Raw genomic sequence first — 16,055 nt, 5'->3', positions numbered from 1 at the left:
TGTACGGCCGTTGCCGGTCTCCGGGACAGCGACAGTTGGTCGCTCCGCCTCACTTGCCGCGCGGCTTGGCCCTGGCGGTCGGTTCGGCCTCCAGCGGGTTGTCGGGCCAGTAGTGCTTGGGGTACTGGCCCTTCAGGTCGGCCTTCACCGCCTTGTAGGCGTTGGCCCAGAAGCTGGCGAGGTCGCGTGTGACCTGCACCGGGCGGCGGGCCGGCGACAGCAGGTGCAGCAGCAGCGGCACCTTGCCTCCGGCGATGCGCGGCGTCTCGGCCAGACCGAACATCTCCTGGAGGCGGACGGCCAGCACCGGCTCCTCGCCGTCATAGTCGATCGGCACGCGGGAGCCGCTCGGCACCTCGACATGGGTCGGCGCCTCGGCGTCCATCCGGGTCTTCAACTCCCAGGGCAGCAGGGCGCGCAGCGCGCTCGACAGATCGACGCGGTCGAGATGGGCGCGGCGCGACACCCCGTCGAGGAAGGGGGCCAGCCAGTCCTCCAGCCCGTCGAGCAGCGCCTGGTCGGACAGGTCCGGCCATTCCTCCCCCTCGCGCTTGCGCAGGAAGGCGAGGCGGGTGCGCCATTTGCGCAGCTCGTCGGTCCAGGGCAGGCAGGCGAGGCCCATGGCGCGGATGCCCTCGACCATCGCGGCGGTCACCGCGTCGGGCGCCGGCTTGGGCAGCCGCTCGTCCTTCAGGATCAGGGCGAACAGGCGGCGGCGGCGGCGGGCCAGCACCGCCTGCTCGCGCCCGTCCCAGACGACGATGTCCTCGCTGCGGATGCGGTCGGCGAACATCTCCTCCAACTCGGCCAGCGTCACCGGGGCGGCCAGGAAGATCCGCGACTCGCGCGCCGCCCCGTCGAGGTCGGCGACGACCAGCCAATCCTCGGCCGACAGCGGCTCGGCCTCCTGGAAATAGGCGCCGCGCCCGCCGGACAGCCGGTATTGCGCCGCGACTCCGCCGGGGCTGCCGCCGGGACGGCGCTGGCCGATGCGGTCGGGGTAGGCCAGCGCCAGCAGCCGCCCGGTGGCGCCGCTGTCGCCGATGGCGCCGCCATTGCCTCCACCGCCATTGCCTCCACCGGCGTTGCCGGTCAGGCCGAGCTGCCGCCGCCAGGTCTGCGCCTGCCGCATCGCCTGCCGCGCCCGGTGGCGGTCCACCGCGAGGCCGCGCGCGGCACCCTGTCCGCCGCGCTCCTCGCCGGTCACCAGATCGACGCGCAGCCGCAGGTCGCTGTCGCGGAAGCCCGGCTGGGCGCGCACGATGTCGCGTTCCCCGAGCAGCGCCGCCACCGTGCAGGCCAGCGGCCCCAGCCGCATCTCCGCCCCGGCCAGCATCATGCGGGCGAGCCGGGGATGCACGCCGAGCCGGGTCATCCGCTTGCCCCGCGCGGTGATGGCGCCCGTGCCGTCGAGCGCGCCCAGCTCCTCCAGCAGCTCCCTCGCCTGCGCCAGCGCCGCGGCGGGGGGCGCGTCGAGCCAGGGCATGTCGGCCGGGTCGCGCACGCCCCAGGCGGCCAGTTCCAGCGCCAGCGGCGCCAGATCGGCGTCGAGGATCTCTGGCGTGGTGTGCGGGGCCAGCGCCCGGTGCGCCGCCTCCGGCCACAGGCGGTAGCAGACGCCCGGCTCCAGGCGGCCGGCGCGGCCGCGCCGCTGGTCGGCCGAGGCCTGGCTGACCTTCACGGTCACCAGACGGGTCATGCCGCCGCGCGGGTCGAAGCGCGGCACCCGCATCAGCCCGCTGTCGACGACGATGCGGATGCCCTCGATGGTCAGGCTGGTTTCGGCGATGGCTGTGGCCAGCACCACCTTGCGGACGCCGGGCGGGGTGGGGGCGATGGCGGCGTCCTGCGCGTCCGCGCTCATGTCGCCGAACAGCGGCGCCAGAACGACACTCGGGCCGAGGTCGGCCTGCTCCAGCAGGGCCTGCACCCGGCGGATCTCGCCAGTGCCGGGCAGAAAGACCAGGGCGTTGCCCGGCTCCTCGCGGAGCGCGCGGCGCACGGTGGCGGCGACCGCGTCCTCGATCCGGCCGCCGGGGGGCGGGGCGTCGAGGTGGCGGGTCTCCACCGGAAAGGCGCGGCCCTCGCTGGTGACGATGGGGGCGGGGGCGTCGCCGCCGCCGAGCAGGGCGGCGACCGGGGCGCCGTCCAGGGTGGCCGACATCGCCATCAGCCGCAGATCGCCGCGCAGCGCCTCGCGCGACTCGCGCGCCAGGGCGAGGGCGAGGTCGCTGTCGATGCCGCGCTCGTGGAACTCGTCGAACAGCACGGCGCCGACGCCGTCCAGTTCGGGCGAGTCCTGGATCTGGCGCAGGAACAGGCCGTCGGTCACCACCTCGATCCGAGTCCGCGGGCCGACGCGCGTGTCCTGGCGCACGCGGTAGCCGACCGTTCCACCGATCTCCTCGCCCAGCATGGCGGCCATCCGGTGCGCGGCGGCGCGGGCGGCGAGCCGGCGGGGCTCCACCACGATGATCCGCGTGCCGGACAGCCAGGACTGTTCCAGCAGGGCGAGCGGCACGCGCGTCGTCTTGCCGGCTCCGGGCGGCGCCTGGAGCACCGCGACTCCGCGCCCTCGCAGCGCGTCGAGCAGGGCGGGCAGAACCGGCTCTATGGGAAGGGCGGGCAGGGGAGGGAAGGAGGGCCGGGTCGTCATGGGCCGACTCTGCTGCCGGGAAACCGGCGGAAAGGCAAATGCTTTCCGGCGCGATGATCGCCCGGTCCGGCGGCGGTCTGGACAAAATGTCGCACCGCTGGGGCGGCGCGTCCGCGGCGCGGGATCCATCACCATAAAATTGTTATGGTTTTAGGGTCGTCGGGCCACTTCGCCACTCGCAGGAATCCATGACCAGCATCCACGACGCCGACCTGTTCCTCGCCCACGCCTGCGTGCTGGAGGAGGACGCCGCCAACCGCTTTTCCGATCTGTCGGAAGCGATGAAGACCTATGGCAACCAGGAGGTTGCGGCCTTCTTCGGCCAGATGGCGACCTTCTCGCGCATGCATCTGGCCGAGGCGCGCCAGCGGTCCGGCTTCCGCACGCTGCCCGACCTGAAGGCGGAGGAATTCCAGTGGCCGGACGGGGAAAGCCCGGAGGCCGCCTCGATGGAGGGGTCGCATTACCTGATGACGGTGGAATACGCGCTGGAGCTGGCGCTCGACAGCGAGCGGCGCGGGCAGGCCTTCTACGCCGAGGTGGCGCGCACCACCACCGATTCGGAGGTCCGCATGATGGCGGAGGAGTTCGCCGCCGAGGAAGCCGAGCACGTCGCCCAACTCGAGGTCTGGGCCAAGCGCTACCCGCAGACCGCCTGACCGGGCGCACCGGATCGGGGGGACGGGCCCCCGATCCGGTCCGGGCCGATTCCTAGGACCGATCCCCGGCGGACCGATCCCCGATCCTCAGGCCGACAGGGCCGACCATTCGATCTCGTACACCTTGTCCGCCGGCTTGTAGGTCTTGAACGCCGCGATGACGTCGTCGGCGGTGACCCCGGCCGGCACGTTCAGAATCTCGTAGACGACCGAGCTGCCGCTGGTCGGGCCGACGTCGGCGTTGCGGTGGGCCTGCGAGATCAACCCCTCGCCAGCCTTCTTGATCATGATGGAAGCCATGCATCCGTCTCCAGTTGGTGTGCGCCCGACCGGAAAACCATAAACAAAAAGTGGATTAATCGGAAGGCGGAATGAACGCGGCCATGGCGTGACCGACGGCGTTCCGGCCAACGGCGCCGCATCCGGCGTCGCGCCGGATCCACAGGGCGGTCAGGTCGTCGCGCAGGCTGGTGCCGAAGCGTTCGGCAAAGCGCGCCATCAGCCAGGGAAAGGGACGGTCGGGCGCCGCCGCCGCGGCCTGCTCCACCAGATCGGCCAGACCCTCCTCCCCAAGCATGGCGTCGTTGCCGTCGCGCGCCTCGGTCAGCCCGTCGGAGCAGAGGAACAGCGTGTCGCCGGGCCGGAAGGGGGTGCGGCGATTCTCGTACAGGGCGCCGCCGAAGGCGCCGAGCGGCAGGCCCGAGGCGTCGAGCACGCGGAAGCCGCCCCGGCTGCCCAGCAGCGGATTCGGCGCCCCGGCGGCGGCGTAGAGCAGCGTGTCGGCGGCGCGGTCGATCACGCCGTAGAAGGCGGCGGCGAACTGGCCGACCGGCAGGATGTCGGACAGGCGCTGGTTGAGCAGCCCGAGCAGCCGGGCGGGGTCGCGCCGGTCGTCGGGCAGGGTGCGGGTCAGCAGCGTGTGCAGGCGGAAGGCGTTGATCGCCGAGGCGATGCCGTGGCCCGACAGGTCGGCGACGAAGATGCCGATCCGGCTCTCGGCTTCCCCCTCGGGAGGATCGATCTCGAAGCTGGTCCAGAAGTCGCCGCCGATCTCGTCGGAGGCCTGGAACACCGGCTCGATGCTCAGCCCGTTGCGCGCCGCCAGCACCGCCAGCGAGGCGTCGTCGGGCACCAGGGCGAGCTGCATGCCGCGCGCCTGCCGCAGGTCGCGCTCCACCCGCTCGCGGAAGGCCCGCAGTTCCTGCACCATGGAGCGGCGTTCGAGATGGTAGCGGACGCGGGCGATGCACTCGCCGGGGTTGACCGGCTTGGCCAGCAGGTCGGTGGCGCCGGCCTGGAAGCACAGGGCGCGGAGCTGGTCGGTGTTCCGCGCGCTCTGCATCAGGATCGGCAGGTCGCGCCAGCGCGGGTCGGCGCGCAGGACCCGGCACAGCGCGATCCCGTCGATCGGCGGCAGGTCGGCGTCGACCAGCAGCAGGTCGGGGCGGACGGTCTCCATCCGCTCCAGCAGTTCGGTGCCGTCGGCGGCGAAGGCGACCTGGGTGATGCCGGCCCAGTGCAGGAAGCGGGTCAGCGTGCGCTGGTTGAAGCGGCTGTCGTCGGCGATCAGCACCCGGCGGTCGCCCAGCGGGATGCCGAGGTCGAGCCCGTAGAGCGAGGCCGGCGTTTCGTGCTGAAACTCCATCATGCCTCGCTTGGTTCCTCGCGCCGCCGCCGGGGTTCGGTGGGCGGGTCGTCAGGCGTCGATAGTGAACATCTTGTGCAGCTTGGCCACCGTGATCAGGCGCTGCACCTCGTCGCGGGCGCCGCGCATGGCGAAGTCCAGGCTCTTCTTCTGCGCGGTATCGCGGGCGATGATGAACATGCCGAGCCCCGAGGAATCGACGAAATCCAGGCCCGACAGGTCGAAGACGATTCGGTGGCCGGCCGGCCGCTCGAAGGCGGCGATGACCGACCGGAACGTGTCGTGGTCGGAGAAGGTCATCCGGCCGTGCAACCGGATTTCCGTGCTGTCCCCGGCATCGCGGACGGTGAAGTCCATGGCGGCACTCCGCGGTTGTTCCCTGGTCCTGCGCGCAACACCCGGTGACCGGATTGTTGACGTCATCGGCATGGCGTGGTGCCTCATCTTACGACAAAAGAGATTTCACTTTGATGACAGCCCCGTTTGCACGCGCTGACATTTGCCGCCTTATCACACGCTGCTGTGACGATGGGCAAGTATCCTTGGCCGCAACTTGATATATATTGGATTTTAGGAAATATTGCGGATGCTGGTCACGACTCGCCGGACATTTACGGCAAGGAGGCTTCCTCGGTCCGGGGGCGGCCCACCTGTGGCGGAGCGGCGAGGAGGTTGGCGACTCCGCCGGCCAGCCAGGCCGAAAAGGCGGTCCGCCCGTCCGGCCCCACCGGACCGCCGGGGCAGTAGTGCGCCGGATCGGCGGCGGCCGAGGCGCTGTGCCACAGCGGCAGGCCGGCGGCCGGGCCCGATTCCGGAGCCGGCCGGCCGTGCGTCTGGACCAGCGCGACCTGGATGCCGGCGGCCCAGGCGCGGGCCATGAAGGCGCGCACCCGCTCCGCCGCGTCCGCCGAGGCGGCCATCGGCGGTTCCGCTTCGGCCGGTTCCCCGCAGGCCCGCCGGTATTGCAGGGCGGTCTGGTCGCGCAGGAAGGCGCGTCCCTCCGGCAGCCCGGCCAGCGCGCGCAGGGTGCGCGTCAGATCCTCGCCCACGCCGCGCTCCACCAGCATCAGGTCGCGGTCGATCAGCACCAGCGTCGGGCGGATCGCCAGGATGCGGTCGAGCAGCGGCTCGAAATCGGCGAATTCCGCGCGGTTGTGGACGATGCGCAGGAAATGCAACTGGCCGACCCCGCGTCTGGCGGCTAGCGCCGCCATCCCGCTCTCGTCGAGGGTGGAGTCGCGCAGGGCGGTGCCGCCCAGCGCCACCACCGTCACCGGGTCGAGCTGGCGGGACGCCCGGTCGGCCACCGCGTCGATCCGGTTCAGGTTGTAGCGGACGAAGGGCTGTTCGTGGAACTGGCGGGCGGTCCACAGCCCCGTTCCCATCAGCGTCAGGACCCCGCCGGCCAGCAGGGCGGGGAAGATCCGGCGCTTGAGCCGGCGCCGCCACGTCCGGCCGCTGTCCCGTCCGTCCGCCAGGGGGCCGGAGGGGATGGCGGCGGGCGGGTCCTGGACGGGATCGGGCATGACGGCGCTCTCGGATCGGGCGGTGGGAATCCGGTTTCTCCGACAACGGCGGACGGCGGCGTTCCGCCATGCGGGAATCGGGGGTATCCCCAAGGCGCCCGCCGGCGCGCCCGCCGGGGCGCCCGCCGGCGCGGCGGTCCCGCTGCCGTGCCGGCGTCCGTGATCCTCCCGATTTGCCGACCGCCCCGCTTGTCGTGTAGGCTTCCACACTCCGGGGAGGAACCCAGCAAGGACGGGCGATGAGCACCGAAATCCGCACCTTCACGATTCCCGACGCCGCCGCCGAGGAGGCGCAGGCGCATCTGTCCGCCTTCCTGCGGACGGTCGAGGTCCAGCGCATCGACACCGCCTACGCCGGCGACGGCTGGCGCATCCTGGTGCTGTTCACCGACCTCAAGCGCAAGGAGGAGTCGCAGCAGATCGAAGCCGCCATCGCCGCCGCGCTGAACAGCTGGCGCGACAAGGCCGCCGCCCAGGCGGGGCTGACGCGCGACGCGGTCCTGGCCGACGAGCTGGTGCAGGAGATCGCCCGCTTCGCCCCGACCACCGAGCACGAGCTGGGCATCATCGTCGGCGCCCGCGACATGCCGCTGTCCCGCCATGGCGGGGAGATCGTCCAGGTCGTCCGTTCGACCCTCGACCTGCTGATCGAATGACAGGGTGGAAAGGCCGTTCGGCCTAGATGTTTCGTTGAGGGTCAGCCTGGGGGATTGCGTCCAAAGGTAGCGGCGCTTCCGCCCTAAGCCTGCTTCAGGTGGCTCCCCCGCTGTGTCAGGATGACCAGCATCCGATGCCAACAGCGGCGGGGGCTCGCCTTTGGATTCGCACGACGATCGGACACAGCGGGACTCTGCGCCACGATGCTCCGCATCGCAGGATTGGGCGCCGCGGGATCGGGCGCGCCGGCCCGATCGCCCCGCGACCGAACCCTATGGCGTCGCGGGCGCCGCGGCCCCGGACTACCGGGCCATCGCCCGGCAGTTCGCCAGCCTCAGCGCCGCGGCGGCGCGGCACGCCCGCGCCACCGGCAATGGCGACCTCGACCGGCTGGCGCAGCGACTCGACGAATGCGCCGGCGCCATCCTGGACGACATCGGCCGCGAGAGCCGGCCGATCTCCCCGCCGGTCTCCCCGGTGGACCGGCCGCGTTCGCATTGAGCCGCGCCGGCCGGTTCGCCAGGGAAACCGGCCGGCTGGCCGGATTCAGCGCCCCCCCTGCGGGCTGCGGTTCAGCGAGGTCATGCTGTCGTCGTAACGGAACTCCGGCATGTCGCGGACGCTGGCGGTGGTCACCTCGCGCAGTCTGATCGCGTTGGCGCCGGGCTCGAACTCCGCCAGCTTCAGGTCGGCGGCGATGTCCTTGCCGCCGATGCCCAGGAAGCCGCCGCTGCGGATCACGATCAACTGGGCCTGACCGTCCGGGCCGAGGATCACATCGGTCACCTTGCCGATCCTTTCGCCGTCGGAACCGATGACCGGGCGGTTCATCAGACTGTCGACGCTGGGCGCGGCCATGCCCGGCGCGCGGCTGGCCCCATGGGCCCCGGTGCGGTCGGGGGAGGCGGCGTCGCTGGTGGGCATGCCGGTCTGCGCAACGGTCTGGGCGGTCGCGGCACCGCCCATCAGCGCGAGCGCCGACAGCGACACGATCAACATCTTGTGCATGGCTGAGGCTCCTTACACCACCTTGGATCCCTCCAACCGCCGTCAGGGCAAAAGGTTGCGGGTGCTGTCCCGAGTCGCCCGCCGCGACTCGGGGGTGCGGGACTCGGGGTGGCGGGAATCGGGCGTCAAGAGAATCGGTGGTGTGTGCTCCGAGTCGCGCACCACAAAATCTTGATTTGTGCCGCCTGGAAAGGCTTGGCGGCCGGCCCCGTCCTGCGCTTTAATGCCGTCCCCTCCGGGATGGGCCGCAAAAATTCCCCGGAGAGCCCGGAACATCGCGGCATCGGCATTGTTGACAGGGCGAAACGCTAGATATGCGAGGCTCTTACAGTGTCAAACACTATATCTGGTGGATTAGAACTTTCCTTCCCTTGCCGGTCCCGCCGGTGCTGGCTAGGATGCGCTCAACTTTCCGGGACCGGTGATCCGCGGCGCGCGTAAGCGCGGACGGGATCGGCGGGTGTCGGCTTTTCGAGATCAAGGGGGACTGTGTCATCATGCGGATCGAGCGTCGTTTCACCAGCGAAGGTCTGGACGCCTACGCCAGCCTCGGCTTCCGCCAGGCCACCAGCGAGATCCGCAACCCCGACGGCTCGGTCGTCTTCTCGCAGTCCGGCATCGAGGTGCCGGAGAATTTCTCGCAGGTCGCCAGCGACATCCTGGCCCAGAAGTATTTCCGCAAGGCCGGCGTCCCCGCCGCGCTCCGGTCCGTCGAGGAGAACACCGTTCCCTCCTGGCTGTGGCGCAAGGAGGCCGACACCGAGAAGCTGGCGTCGCTTCCCAAGGAGAAGCGCTTCGTCGGCGAGACCTCGGCCCGCCAGGTCTTCGACCGTCTGGCCGGCACCTGGACCTATTGGGGCTGGAAGGGCGGCTATTTCGACCAGGAGGCCGACGCCCGCGCCTTCTTCGACGAGATGCGCTTCATGCTGGCCGCCCAGATGGCGGCGCCCAACAGCCCGCAATGGTTCAACACCGGCCTGCACTGGGCCTACGGCATCGACGGCCCGAGCCAGGGCCATTTCTACGTCGATTTCAAGACCGGCCTGCTGACCTCGTCCGCCTCGGCCTATGAGCACCCGCAGCCGCACGCCTGCTTCATCCAGTCGGTCGCCGACGACCTCGTCAACGAGGGCGGCATCATGGATCTGTGGGTGCGCGAGGCGCGCCTGTTCAAGTACGGCTCGGGTACCGGCTCCAACTTCTCCAAGCTGCGCGGCGAGGGCGAGCGTCTGGCCGGTGGCGGCAAGTCGTCGGGCCTGATGAGCTTCCTGAAGATCGGCGACCGCGCGGCGGGCGCCATCAAGTCGGGCGGCACGACGCGCCGCGCGGCCAAGATGGTCACGGTGGACATGGACCACCCGGACATCGAGGGCTACATCGACTGGAAGGTCAACGAGGAGCAGAAGGTCGCCGCGCTGGTCACCGGCTCCAAGATCTGCCAGAAGCACCTGACCCTGGTGATGGCCGCCGCCCAGAACGGCCTGGATCCGAAGGAGAACAAGGAGCTCAAGAAGGCCATCCTCGCCGCCCGCAAGGATCAGGTCTCGGAGAACTACATCCAGCGCGTGATCCAGTTCGCCGGCCAGGGCTTCACGACGATCGAGTTCAAGACCTACAACACCGACTGGGATTCGGAGGCCTACCTGACGGTGGCCGGCCAGAACTCCAACAACTCGGTGCGCATCTCCAACGAGTTCGTCCAGGCGGTGCTGGACGACAGCGACTGGAACCTGATCGGCCGCACCAACGGCAAAATCGTCAAGACGCTGCGCGCCCGCGACCTGTGGGACAAGGTCGGCTACGCCGCCTGGGCCTGCGCCGACCCCGGCGTGCAGTTCGACAGCACCATCAACGAGTGGCACACCTGCCCGGCCTCGGGGCGCATCAACGCCTCGAACCCCTGCTCGGAGTACATGTTCCTCGACGACACGGCCTGCAATCTGGCGTCGCTGAACCTGATGTCGTTCCGCCTGAAGGACGGCAGCTTCGACACCGACGCCTTCGAGCACGCCTGCCGCCTGTGGACCATCGTGCTGGAAATCTCGGTGCTGATGGCGCAGTTCCCCTCCAAGGAGATCGCCCAGCTTTCCTACGAGTTCCGCACGCTCGGCCTCGGCTTCGCCAACCTCGGCGGCCTGCTGATGGCCTCGGGCCTGTCCTACGACTCGGACGAGGGCCGCGCCTACTGCGCCGGCATCTCCGCCGTGATGACCGGCGTCGCCTACGCCACCTCGGCCGAGATGGCGCAGGAGCTGGGCGCCTTCCCCGGCTATGAGGCCAACCGCGACCACATGCTGCGGGTCATCCGCAACCACCGCCGCGCCGCCAACGGCGCGATGGACGGCTACGAGGGGCTGGCGGTCACGCCGGTTCCCTTCGTCGCCGACCTCTGCCCCGACCAGGAGCTGGCGCTGGCCGCCGTGCGGGTGTGGGACGAGGCGCTGGAGCTGGGCGAGGTCCACGGCTTCCGCAACGCCCAGGCCACGGTGGTCGCCCCGACCGGCACCATCGGTCTGGTGATGGATTGCGACACCACCGGCATCGAGCCCGACTTCGCGCTCGTGAAGTTCAAGAAGCTGGCCGGCGGCGGCTACTTCAAGATCGTCAACCGGCTGGTGCCGGAGGCGCTGAAGACGCTCGGCTACAGCCCTGACCAGATCGCCGAGATGGAGCGCTACGCGGTCGGCCACGGCACGCTGAAGACGGCGCCGGGCGTGAACCACGAGTCGCTGAAGGCCAAGGGCTTCACCGACGCGCTGCTGGAGAAGCTGGAGGGCAACCTCGCCACCGCCTTCGACATCAAGTTCGTCTTCAACCGCTGGACCGTCGGCGCCGAGTTCTGCGTCGAGACGCTGGGCGTCCCCTTCGAGGTGCTCGACGCCCAGGGCTTCGACCTGCTGACCCATCTGGGCTTCAGCAAGGCCGACATCGAGGCGGCGAACACCTACTGCTGCGGTGCCATGACGCTGGAGGGCGCGCCCTTCCTGAAGGACGAGCATCTGCCGGTCTTCGACTGCGCCAACCCCTGCGGCCGCATCGGCAAGCGCTTCCTCGGCTGGGACGCCCACATCACCATGATGGCGGCCTCGCAGCCCTTCATCTCCGGCGCCATCTCCAAGACCATCAACATGCCGAACACGGCGACGGTGGAGGAGTGCAAGGACGCCTACCTGCTGTCCTGGCGCCTGGGTCTGAAGGCCAACGCGCTCTACCGCGACGGCTCCAAGCTGAGCCAGCCGCTCCAGGCCGCCGTGCTGGAGGACGAGGAGGACGGCGAGGCGGTCGAGGCGGTCATCGACGCCCCCAACGCCGCCCGCGCCCAGATGGTCACCGAGCGCATCGTCGAAAAGGTGGTCGAGAAGATCGTCGAGCGGAAGATCTCCGCCCGCGAGCGCCTGCCGCACCGCCGCAAGGGCTACACCCAGAAGGCCAACGTCGGCGGCCACAAGATCTACCTGCGCACCGGCGAGTATGAGGACGGCCGCATCGGCGAGATCTTCATCGACATGCACAAGGAAGGCGCCGCCTTCCGGTCGCTGATGAACAATTTCGCCATCGCGGTGTCGATCGGCCTGCAATACGGCGTGCCGCTCGAGGAGTTCGTCGAGGCCTTCACCTTCACTCGCTTCGAGCCGTCGGGCATGGTGACCGGCAACGACACCATCAAGATGGCGACCTCGGTCATCGACTACATCTTCCGCGAGGTGGCGATCTCCTATCTGGGCCGCACCGACCTGGCCCACGCCACGCCGGAGGATCTGGTGCCCTTCACGGTCGGCAGCGGCGACAAGCAGGGCGACCTGCCGGAGAGCAACCCGCAGCCGTCGGACTTCGTCCGCCGCGTCGCCTCGACCGGCTATGTCCGCAACAACCTGCGCGTCCTGCATGGCGGCCAGACCCAGCGGGCCAGCGCCGCGGCGGCCCTGGCGGCGACCGGCACCGACGGTGGGCGTGCCGCCACCGCCACCGCTACGGTCCAGGCCACCGCACAGGCCACCCAGACGGCCGCGCAGACGGCGGTGGCCGCCAGCCCGGCGGTCGCGGCGGCCACCGCCCATGGCCATGTCGCGGCCTCGGCGGCGACCGGCACGGCCTATGGCGGCAGCACCAGCGACCAGCGCTTCGACCGCATCCGCGAGGCCCGCGCCCGCGGCTACGAGGGCGACCCCTGCGGCGAGTGCGGCAACATGACCCTGGTCCGCAACGGCACCTGCCTGAAGTGCGACAGCTGCGGTTCCACGACGGGTTGCAGCTGAGCCTCTGCGTATCGGACTATGACTGAAAAAGGGGAGGGAGCGGCATGCCGCTCCCTCCCCTTTCTTGTGGCCTCGTGAACGTTTTGTACACGTTGTGCCGAAGCTTGACCGGCAAGGCTGTATCCGTGATAGCCTTTCCCCAAGCGTGACGTGGTGACGGGCGCGATCCGCCTGTGGGGCCGCAGAGGACGCAGGGGATGGGGCCGAACCGGCACCCTGGGAGGCGTGGGGCATGGATTCTGCGGGTCTGGCGACGGGGGGTCTGGCGACGGGGGGGCTGGCGACGGATGCTCTGGCGGCGGACGCCCCCGCCCCCTCCGATGGCCTGTTGCGGGCGACCGTCGACCAATGGGACCTGGGGTTGTGCTGGACCGACGCGGGCGGCATGATCGTCGGCGCCAACCCCAGCTTCGTCCGCTGGGCCGGCCGCTGGGCCGACACCCTGGTCGGGCGCCCGCTGCTGTCCCTGCTCGACCTCGGCGGGCGCGACTGGTCGGCGGTGCGGGACGGACTCGCCTCCGGCACGTCGCCCGGCTCCGGTTCCATCGCGCCGCCGCGGGCCGAGCCGGTCGCGGTCGATCTGCGCTGGCAGAGCCTGGCCGGGCCGGCCGGGCCGCTGGTGCTCTGCCAGGCGCAGACCTTCGACGAGCGCGAGCGCGCCGACGCCGTCGCCCGGCTCCAGCAGGATGTGCTGGAGCTGGTCGCCGCCGGGCGGTCGCTGAAGCTCGTGCTCGACTTCCTGTGCCGGCAGGTCGAGACCTGCGCGCCGGAACTCCTCTGTTCGGTCCTGCTGCTGGAGGGGGAACGGTTCCTGCGCTTCGTCGCCGGCCCGTCGCTGCCCGCCGCCTACATCGCCGCCATCGACGGGAAGGAGATCGGCCCGGCCGCCGGATCCTGCGGGACGTCGGCCTGGTGCGGCGAGACGGTCGAGGTCACCGACATCGCCGGCGATCCGCTGTGGGCCGGCTACCGCGACGCCGCCCTGCCGCACGGGCTGGCCGCCTGCTGGTCGAGTCCGATCAAGGGGCGCGACGCCCGCGTGCTCGGCACCTTCGCGCTCTATTACCGGGAGCGGCGCGAGGCGGCGCCCTTCCATCGGCGGCTGGTGGCGGCCTGCGTCCATCTCTGCGCCTTCGCCATCGAGCATGACCGGGTGCGGGCGGAGGTCAACCGGCTGGCCTTCCACGACACGCTGACCGGCCTGCCGAACCGCCAGCTCCTGAAGGACCGCGCCACCGCGGCGCTGACCCTGGCGGCGCGCACGCGGCAGCCGGTGACGCTGATGTTCCTCGACGTCGACCGCTTCAAGACCGTCAACGACTCGCTCGGCCACGCGGTCGGCGACCGGCTGTTGGTCGAGGTGGCGGACCGCCTGAAGCGTCTGTTCCCCGACGGCGACACGCTGGCCCGGCTGGGCGGCGACGAGTTCGTGGCGCTGCTGCCCGGCTGCGACGCGGCGCGCGCGGCGCTGACCGCCGAGCGCGTGCTGGCCGCCCTGTCGGTCCCGATGACCGTCGCCGACCTGACCCTGACACCGACGGCCAGCCTCGGCATCGCCATCCATCCCGACGACGGGACCGATTTCGACACGTTGCTGCGGCAGGCCGATTCGGCGATGTACCGGGCCAAGGAGGCCGGGCGCAACCGCTGCCACTTCTACCGCCGCGACATGAACGACCAGGCCGTCCGCCGGCTGGAGATGGAGGCGTCGCTGCGCGAGGCGCTGGCGGGTGGCGAGTTCACGCTGCATTACCAGCCGCAGATGCGGCTGGGCCGCGAGCCGGGGCAGAGCCAGCTCCACCGGGTGGAGGCGCTGATCCGCTGGACCCACCCGCGCTGGGGCGTCGTGTCGCCGATGGAGTTCATCCCGCTGGCCGAGGAGTGCGGGCTGATCCACGCCATCGACACCTGGGTGCTGGACAGCGCCGTGGCCCAGCTGGCGCGCTGGCGGGCGGTCGGGCTGGAGGTGCCGGGCATGGCGGTCAACATGTCCTCCGTCCGTTTCGCCGATACCGGGCTGCCGGACCATGTGCGCGCCGTGCTGGCGGCCCACGGCGTGCCGCCCGACGAGCTGACGCTGGAGATCACCGAGCGGCTGGTGATGAGCGAGGAAACCATCGTTCACGACGCGCTCGACGCGCTGCACGCGCTCGGCGTGACGCTGTCGATCGATGATTTCGGCACCGGCTATTCCAGCCTCAGCTACCTGAAGCGCTTCCCGGTGCGGGAGCTGAAAATCGACCGCAGCTTCGTCAAGGAGTTGGACATCGACGCCGCCAACCGGCCGTTGGTGCGGGCGATGATCCAGATCGGCGAGGCGCTGGGGCTGGCGGTCGTCGCCGAGGGGGTCGAGCGCGAGGCCCAACACCGCATGCTGGAGGCGGAGGGCTGCGGAATCGGCCAGGGCTACCGCTTCGGCCGGCCGATGGCCCCCGACGCCTTCGAGCGCTGGCTGGCCGAGGAGGGTGTGCAGGCGGCTGGCCGCGAGGTTCCGGTCTGACTCGAGCCCTTCTCCCTGAGGGAGAAGGGTTGGGATGAGGGGGATTCCGCCGCAGGCGGAAGGGATTTGCGCCCCTCACCCCCCTCTCCCACAGGGGGAAAGGAGCTGGAAGAGCGTCCAGCTCACCCCTCCGCCAGCAGCGCGCGCGCGGCGGCGGTGTCGCACCGGATCTGCTCCTTCAGCGCGTCGAAGCTGGCGAATTTCCGTTCCGGACGCAGGAAGTCGATCAACTGCACGCGCAGATGCTGGCCGTAGAGATCCGCGTCCATGTCGAACAGATGGACCTCCAGCCGTTCCACCGTGCCGCCGACGGTCGGGCGGGCGCCGAGGTTGGCGACTCCCTTGTGCCAGACGGTGGCGGGACCCTGGTCGATTCCGGCCCGCACGGCGTAGACGCCGAAGGCCGGGCGCAGATACTCGTCCAGTTCGATGTTGGCGGTGGGGAAGCCGATGGTGCGGCCGCGCTTGTCGCCATGGGCGACGCGGCCTTCGATCTCCCACGGGCTGCCCAGCACATGGGTCGCCTCGGCCACGCGGCCGGCGACCAGCGCGTCGCGCACGCGGGTCGAGGAATAGACGCCGCCCTCCGGATCGGACACCGGCCCGACCTCCGTCGTGCCGAAGCCGCGGGCGCGTCCGGCCTCCAGCAGGAAGGCGGGGGTGCCGCCGCGCCTGTGCCCGAACAGGAAGTCGTAGCCGCAGACGACGTGCCGCACGCCGAGCCCGGCCACCAGCACCTCCTCGACGAAGGCCTCGGCGGTCTTGTGCAGCAGCCCGTCGTCGAAATGGCAGACGATGAGCTGGTCGACTCCCAGCGCCTCGATGTGGCGGGCCTTGACGCGGAAGGGGGTCAGGCGGAAGGGCGGGTCGCCGGGGCGGAAGACCGAGCGCGGGTGCGGTTCGAAGGTCAGCACGGCGGACGGCGCGCCCAGTTCGGCGGCCAGCCGCTGGGCGGTGCCGATGACCGTCTGATGCCCCCGGTGCACGCCGTCGAAGTTGCCGAGCGCCACGACGGCGCCGCGCTCCCCGGCGGGCAGGTCGGTGGTGTGTCTGTACAGTCGCATGCGCGCCCCGATGGCTGTGGGTGGGAACCGGGAACCGGTCCCGCCGCCTAGGGCGTCTATATAGAACGACGCCGGCGCGGGGTA

General features: G+C 70.7%; 12 protein-coding genes. 5 read left to right on the top strand and 7 right to left on the bottom strand.

Translation table 11 applies throughout. The annotated features are described in order from the left end of the window. Nucleotides 1–49 precede the first annotated feature (49 nt). Complete coding sequence (hrpB, locus tag JN22_RS17595; RefSeq protein WP_085555194.1) at nt 50–2,656, bottom strand: ATP-dependent helicase HrpB; 2,607 nt, start codon at nt 2,654–2,656, stop codon at nt 50–52. 188 nt (nt 2,657–2,844) lie between these two features. On the opposite strand from hrpB, the gene JN22_RS17590 reads away from it, so the two are divergent. Then, nucleotides 2,845–3,315 (top strand): ferritin-like domain-containing protein, encoded by a 471-nt coding sequence (locus JN22_RS17590; RefSeq protein ID WP_179166181.1) that lies wholly within the window; start codon nt 2,845–2,847, stop codon nt 3,313–3,315. An 87-nt stretch (nt 3,316–3,402) separates the two neighbouring features. On the opposite strand, the gene JN22_RS17585 is transcribed toward JN22_RS17590, so the two are convergent. The 4 genes from JN22_RS17585 to JN22_RS17570 all read right to left on the bottom strand — a co-directional run bounded on the left by JN22_RS17585 (nt 3,403) and on the right by JN22_RS17570 (nt 6,486). Then, on the bottom strand, nt 3,403–3,615 hold the full coding sequence (locus JN22_RS17585; protein WP_085555193.1) for a hypothetical protein: 213 nt from the start codon (nt 3,613–3,615) through the stop codon (nt 3,403–3,405). A 55-nt stretch (nt 3,616–3,670) separates the two neighbouring features. Next, a complete protein-coding gene (locus tag JN22_RS17580) occupies nt 3,671–4,963 on the bottom strand; it encodes a PP2C family protein-serine/threonine phosphatase (RefSeq protein ID WP_085555192.1) in 1,293 nt (430 codons plus the stop codon). A gap of 48 nt (nt 4,964–5,011) precedes the next feature. Then, nucleotides 5,012–5,317, bottom strand: coding sequence for an STAS domain-containing protein (locus tag JN22_RS17575; protein WP_085555191.1), 306 nt, complete (start codon nt 5,315–5,317; stop codon nt 5,012–5,014). A 254-nt stretch (nt 5,318–5,571) separates the two neighbouring features. Further along, on the bottom strand, nt 5,572–6,486 hold the full coding sequence (locus JN22_RS17570; RefSeq protein WP_085555190.1) for a hypothetical protein: 915 nt from the start codon (nt 6,484–6,486) through the stop codon (nt 5,572–5,574). 239 nt (nt 6,487–6,725) lie between these two features. Here JN22_RS17570 and JN22_RS17565 point away from each other — a divergent pair, with 239 nt between their 5' ends. Together JN22_RS17565 and JN22_RS17560 are read left to right on the top strand one after the other, a co-directional pair. Beyond that, on the top strand, nt 6,726–7,142 hold the full coding sequence (locus tag JN22_RS17565) for an HRDC domain-containing protein (protein ID WP_085555189.1): 417 nt from the start codon (nt 6,726–6,728) through the stop codon (nt 7,140–7,142). Nucleotides 7,143–7,302: 160 nt separating this feature from the next. Further along, nucleotides 7,303–7,644 carry a hypothetical protein gene (locus tag JN22_RS17560; RefSeq protein WP_085555188.1) on the top strand — a complete coding sequence of 114 codons (342 nt, stop codon included), beginning with the start codon at nt 7,303–7,305 and terminating at the stop codon, nt 7,642–7,644. A gap of 45 nt (nt 7,645–7,689) precedes the next feature. Here JN22_RS17560 and JN22_RS17555 read toward each other — a convergent pair whose 3' ends face one another. Continuing rightward, the gene (locus JN22_RS17555) at nt 7,690–8,151 is read right to left on the bottom strand and encodes a PRC-barrel domain-containing protein (RefSeq protein WP_085555187.1); all 462 of its coding nucleotides are present in this window, start codon (nt 8,149–8,151) and stop codon (nt 7,690–7,692) included. A 497-nt stretch (nt 8,152–8,648) separates the two neighbouring features. Between JN22_RS17555 and JN22_RS17550 the strand changes: the two genes are divergently transcribed. Beyond that, the gene (locus JN22_RS17550) at nt 8,649–12,407 is read left to right on the top strand and encodes a vitamin B12-dependent ribonucleotide reductase (protein ID WP_085555186.1); all 3,759 of its coding nucleotides are present in this window, start codon (nt 8,649–8,651) and stop codon (nt 12,405–12,407) included. Nucleotides 12,408–12,639: 232 nt separating this feature from the next. Beyond that, nucleotides 12,640–14,907 carry a putative bifunctional diguanylate cyclase/phosphodiesterase gene (locus JN22_RS17545; RefSeq protein ID WP_085555185.1) on the top strand — a complete coding sequence of 756 codons (2,268 nt, stop codon included), beginning with the start codon at nt 12,640–12,642 and terminating at the stop codon, nt 14,905–14,907. Between the two features lie 122 nt (nt 14,908–15,029). Here the strand turns inward: JN22_RS17545 and JN22_RS17540 are convergent, their stop codons facing one another. Further along, nucleotides 15,030–15,971, bottom strand: a complete 942-nt coding sequence (locus tag JN22_RS17540) for a bifunctional riboflavin kinase/FAD synthetase (protein WP_085555184.1) — start codon at nt 15,969–15,971, stop codon at nt 15,030–15,032. Nucleotides 15,972–16,055: the final 84 nt, after the last annotated feature.

It is taken from the genome of Azospirillum agricola (assembly GCF_020005195.1).
Lineage (GTDB): Bacteria > Pseudomonadota > Alphaproteobacteria > Azospirillales > Azospirillaceae > Azospirillum > Azospirillum agricola.
The sequence above is the reverse complement of the archived record's forward strand: the minus strand, read 5'-3'. Positions and strand labels throughout refer to the sequence as shown.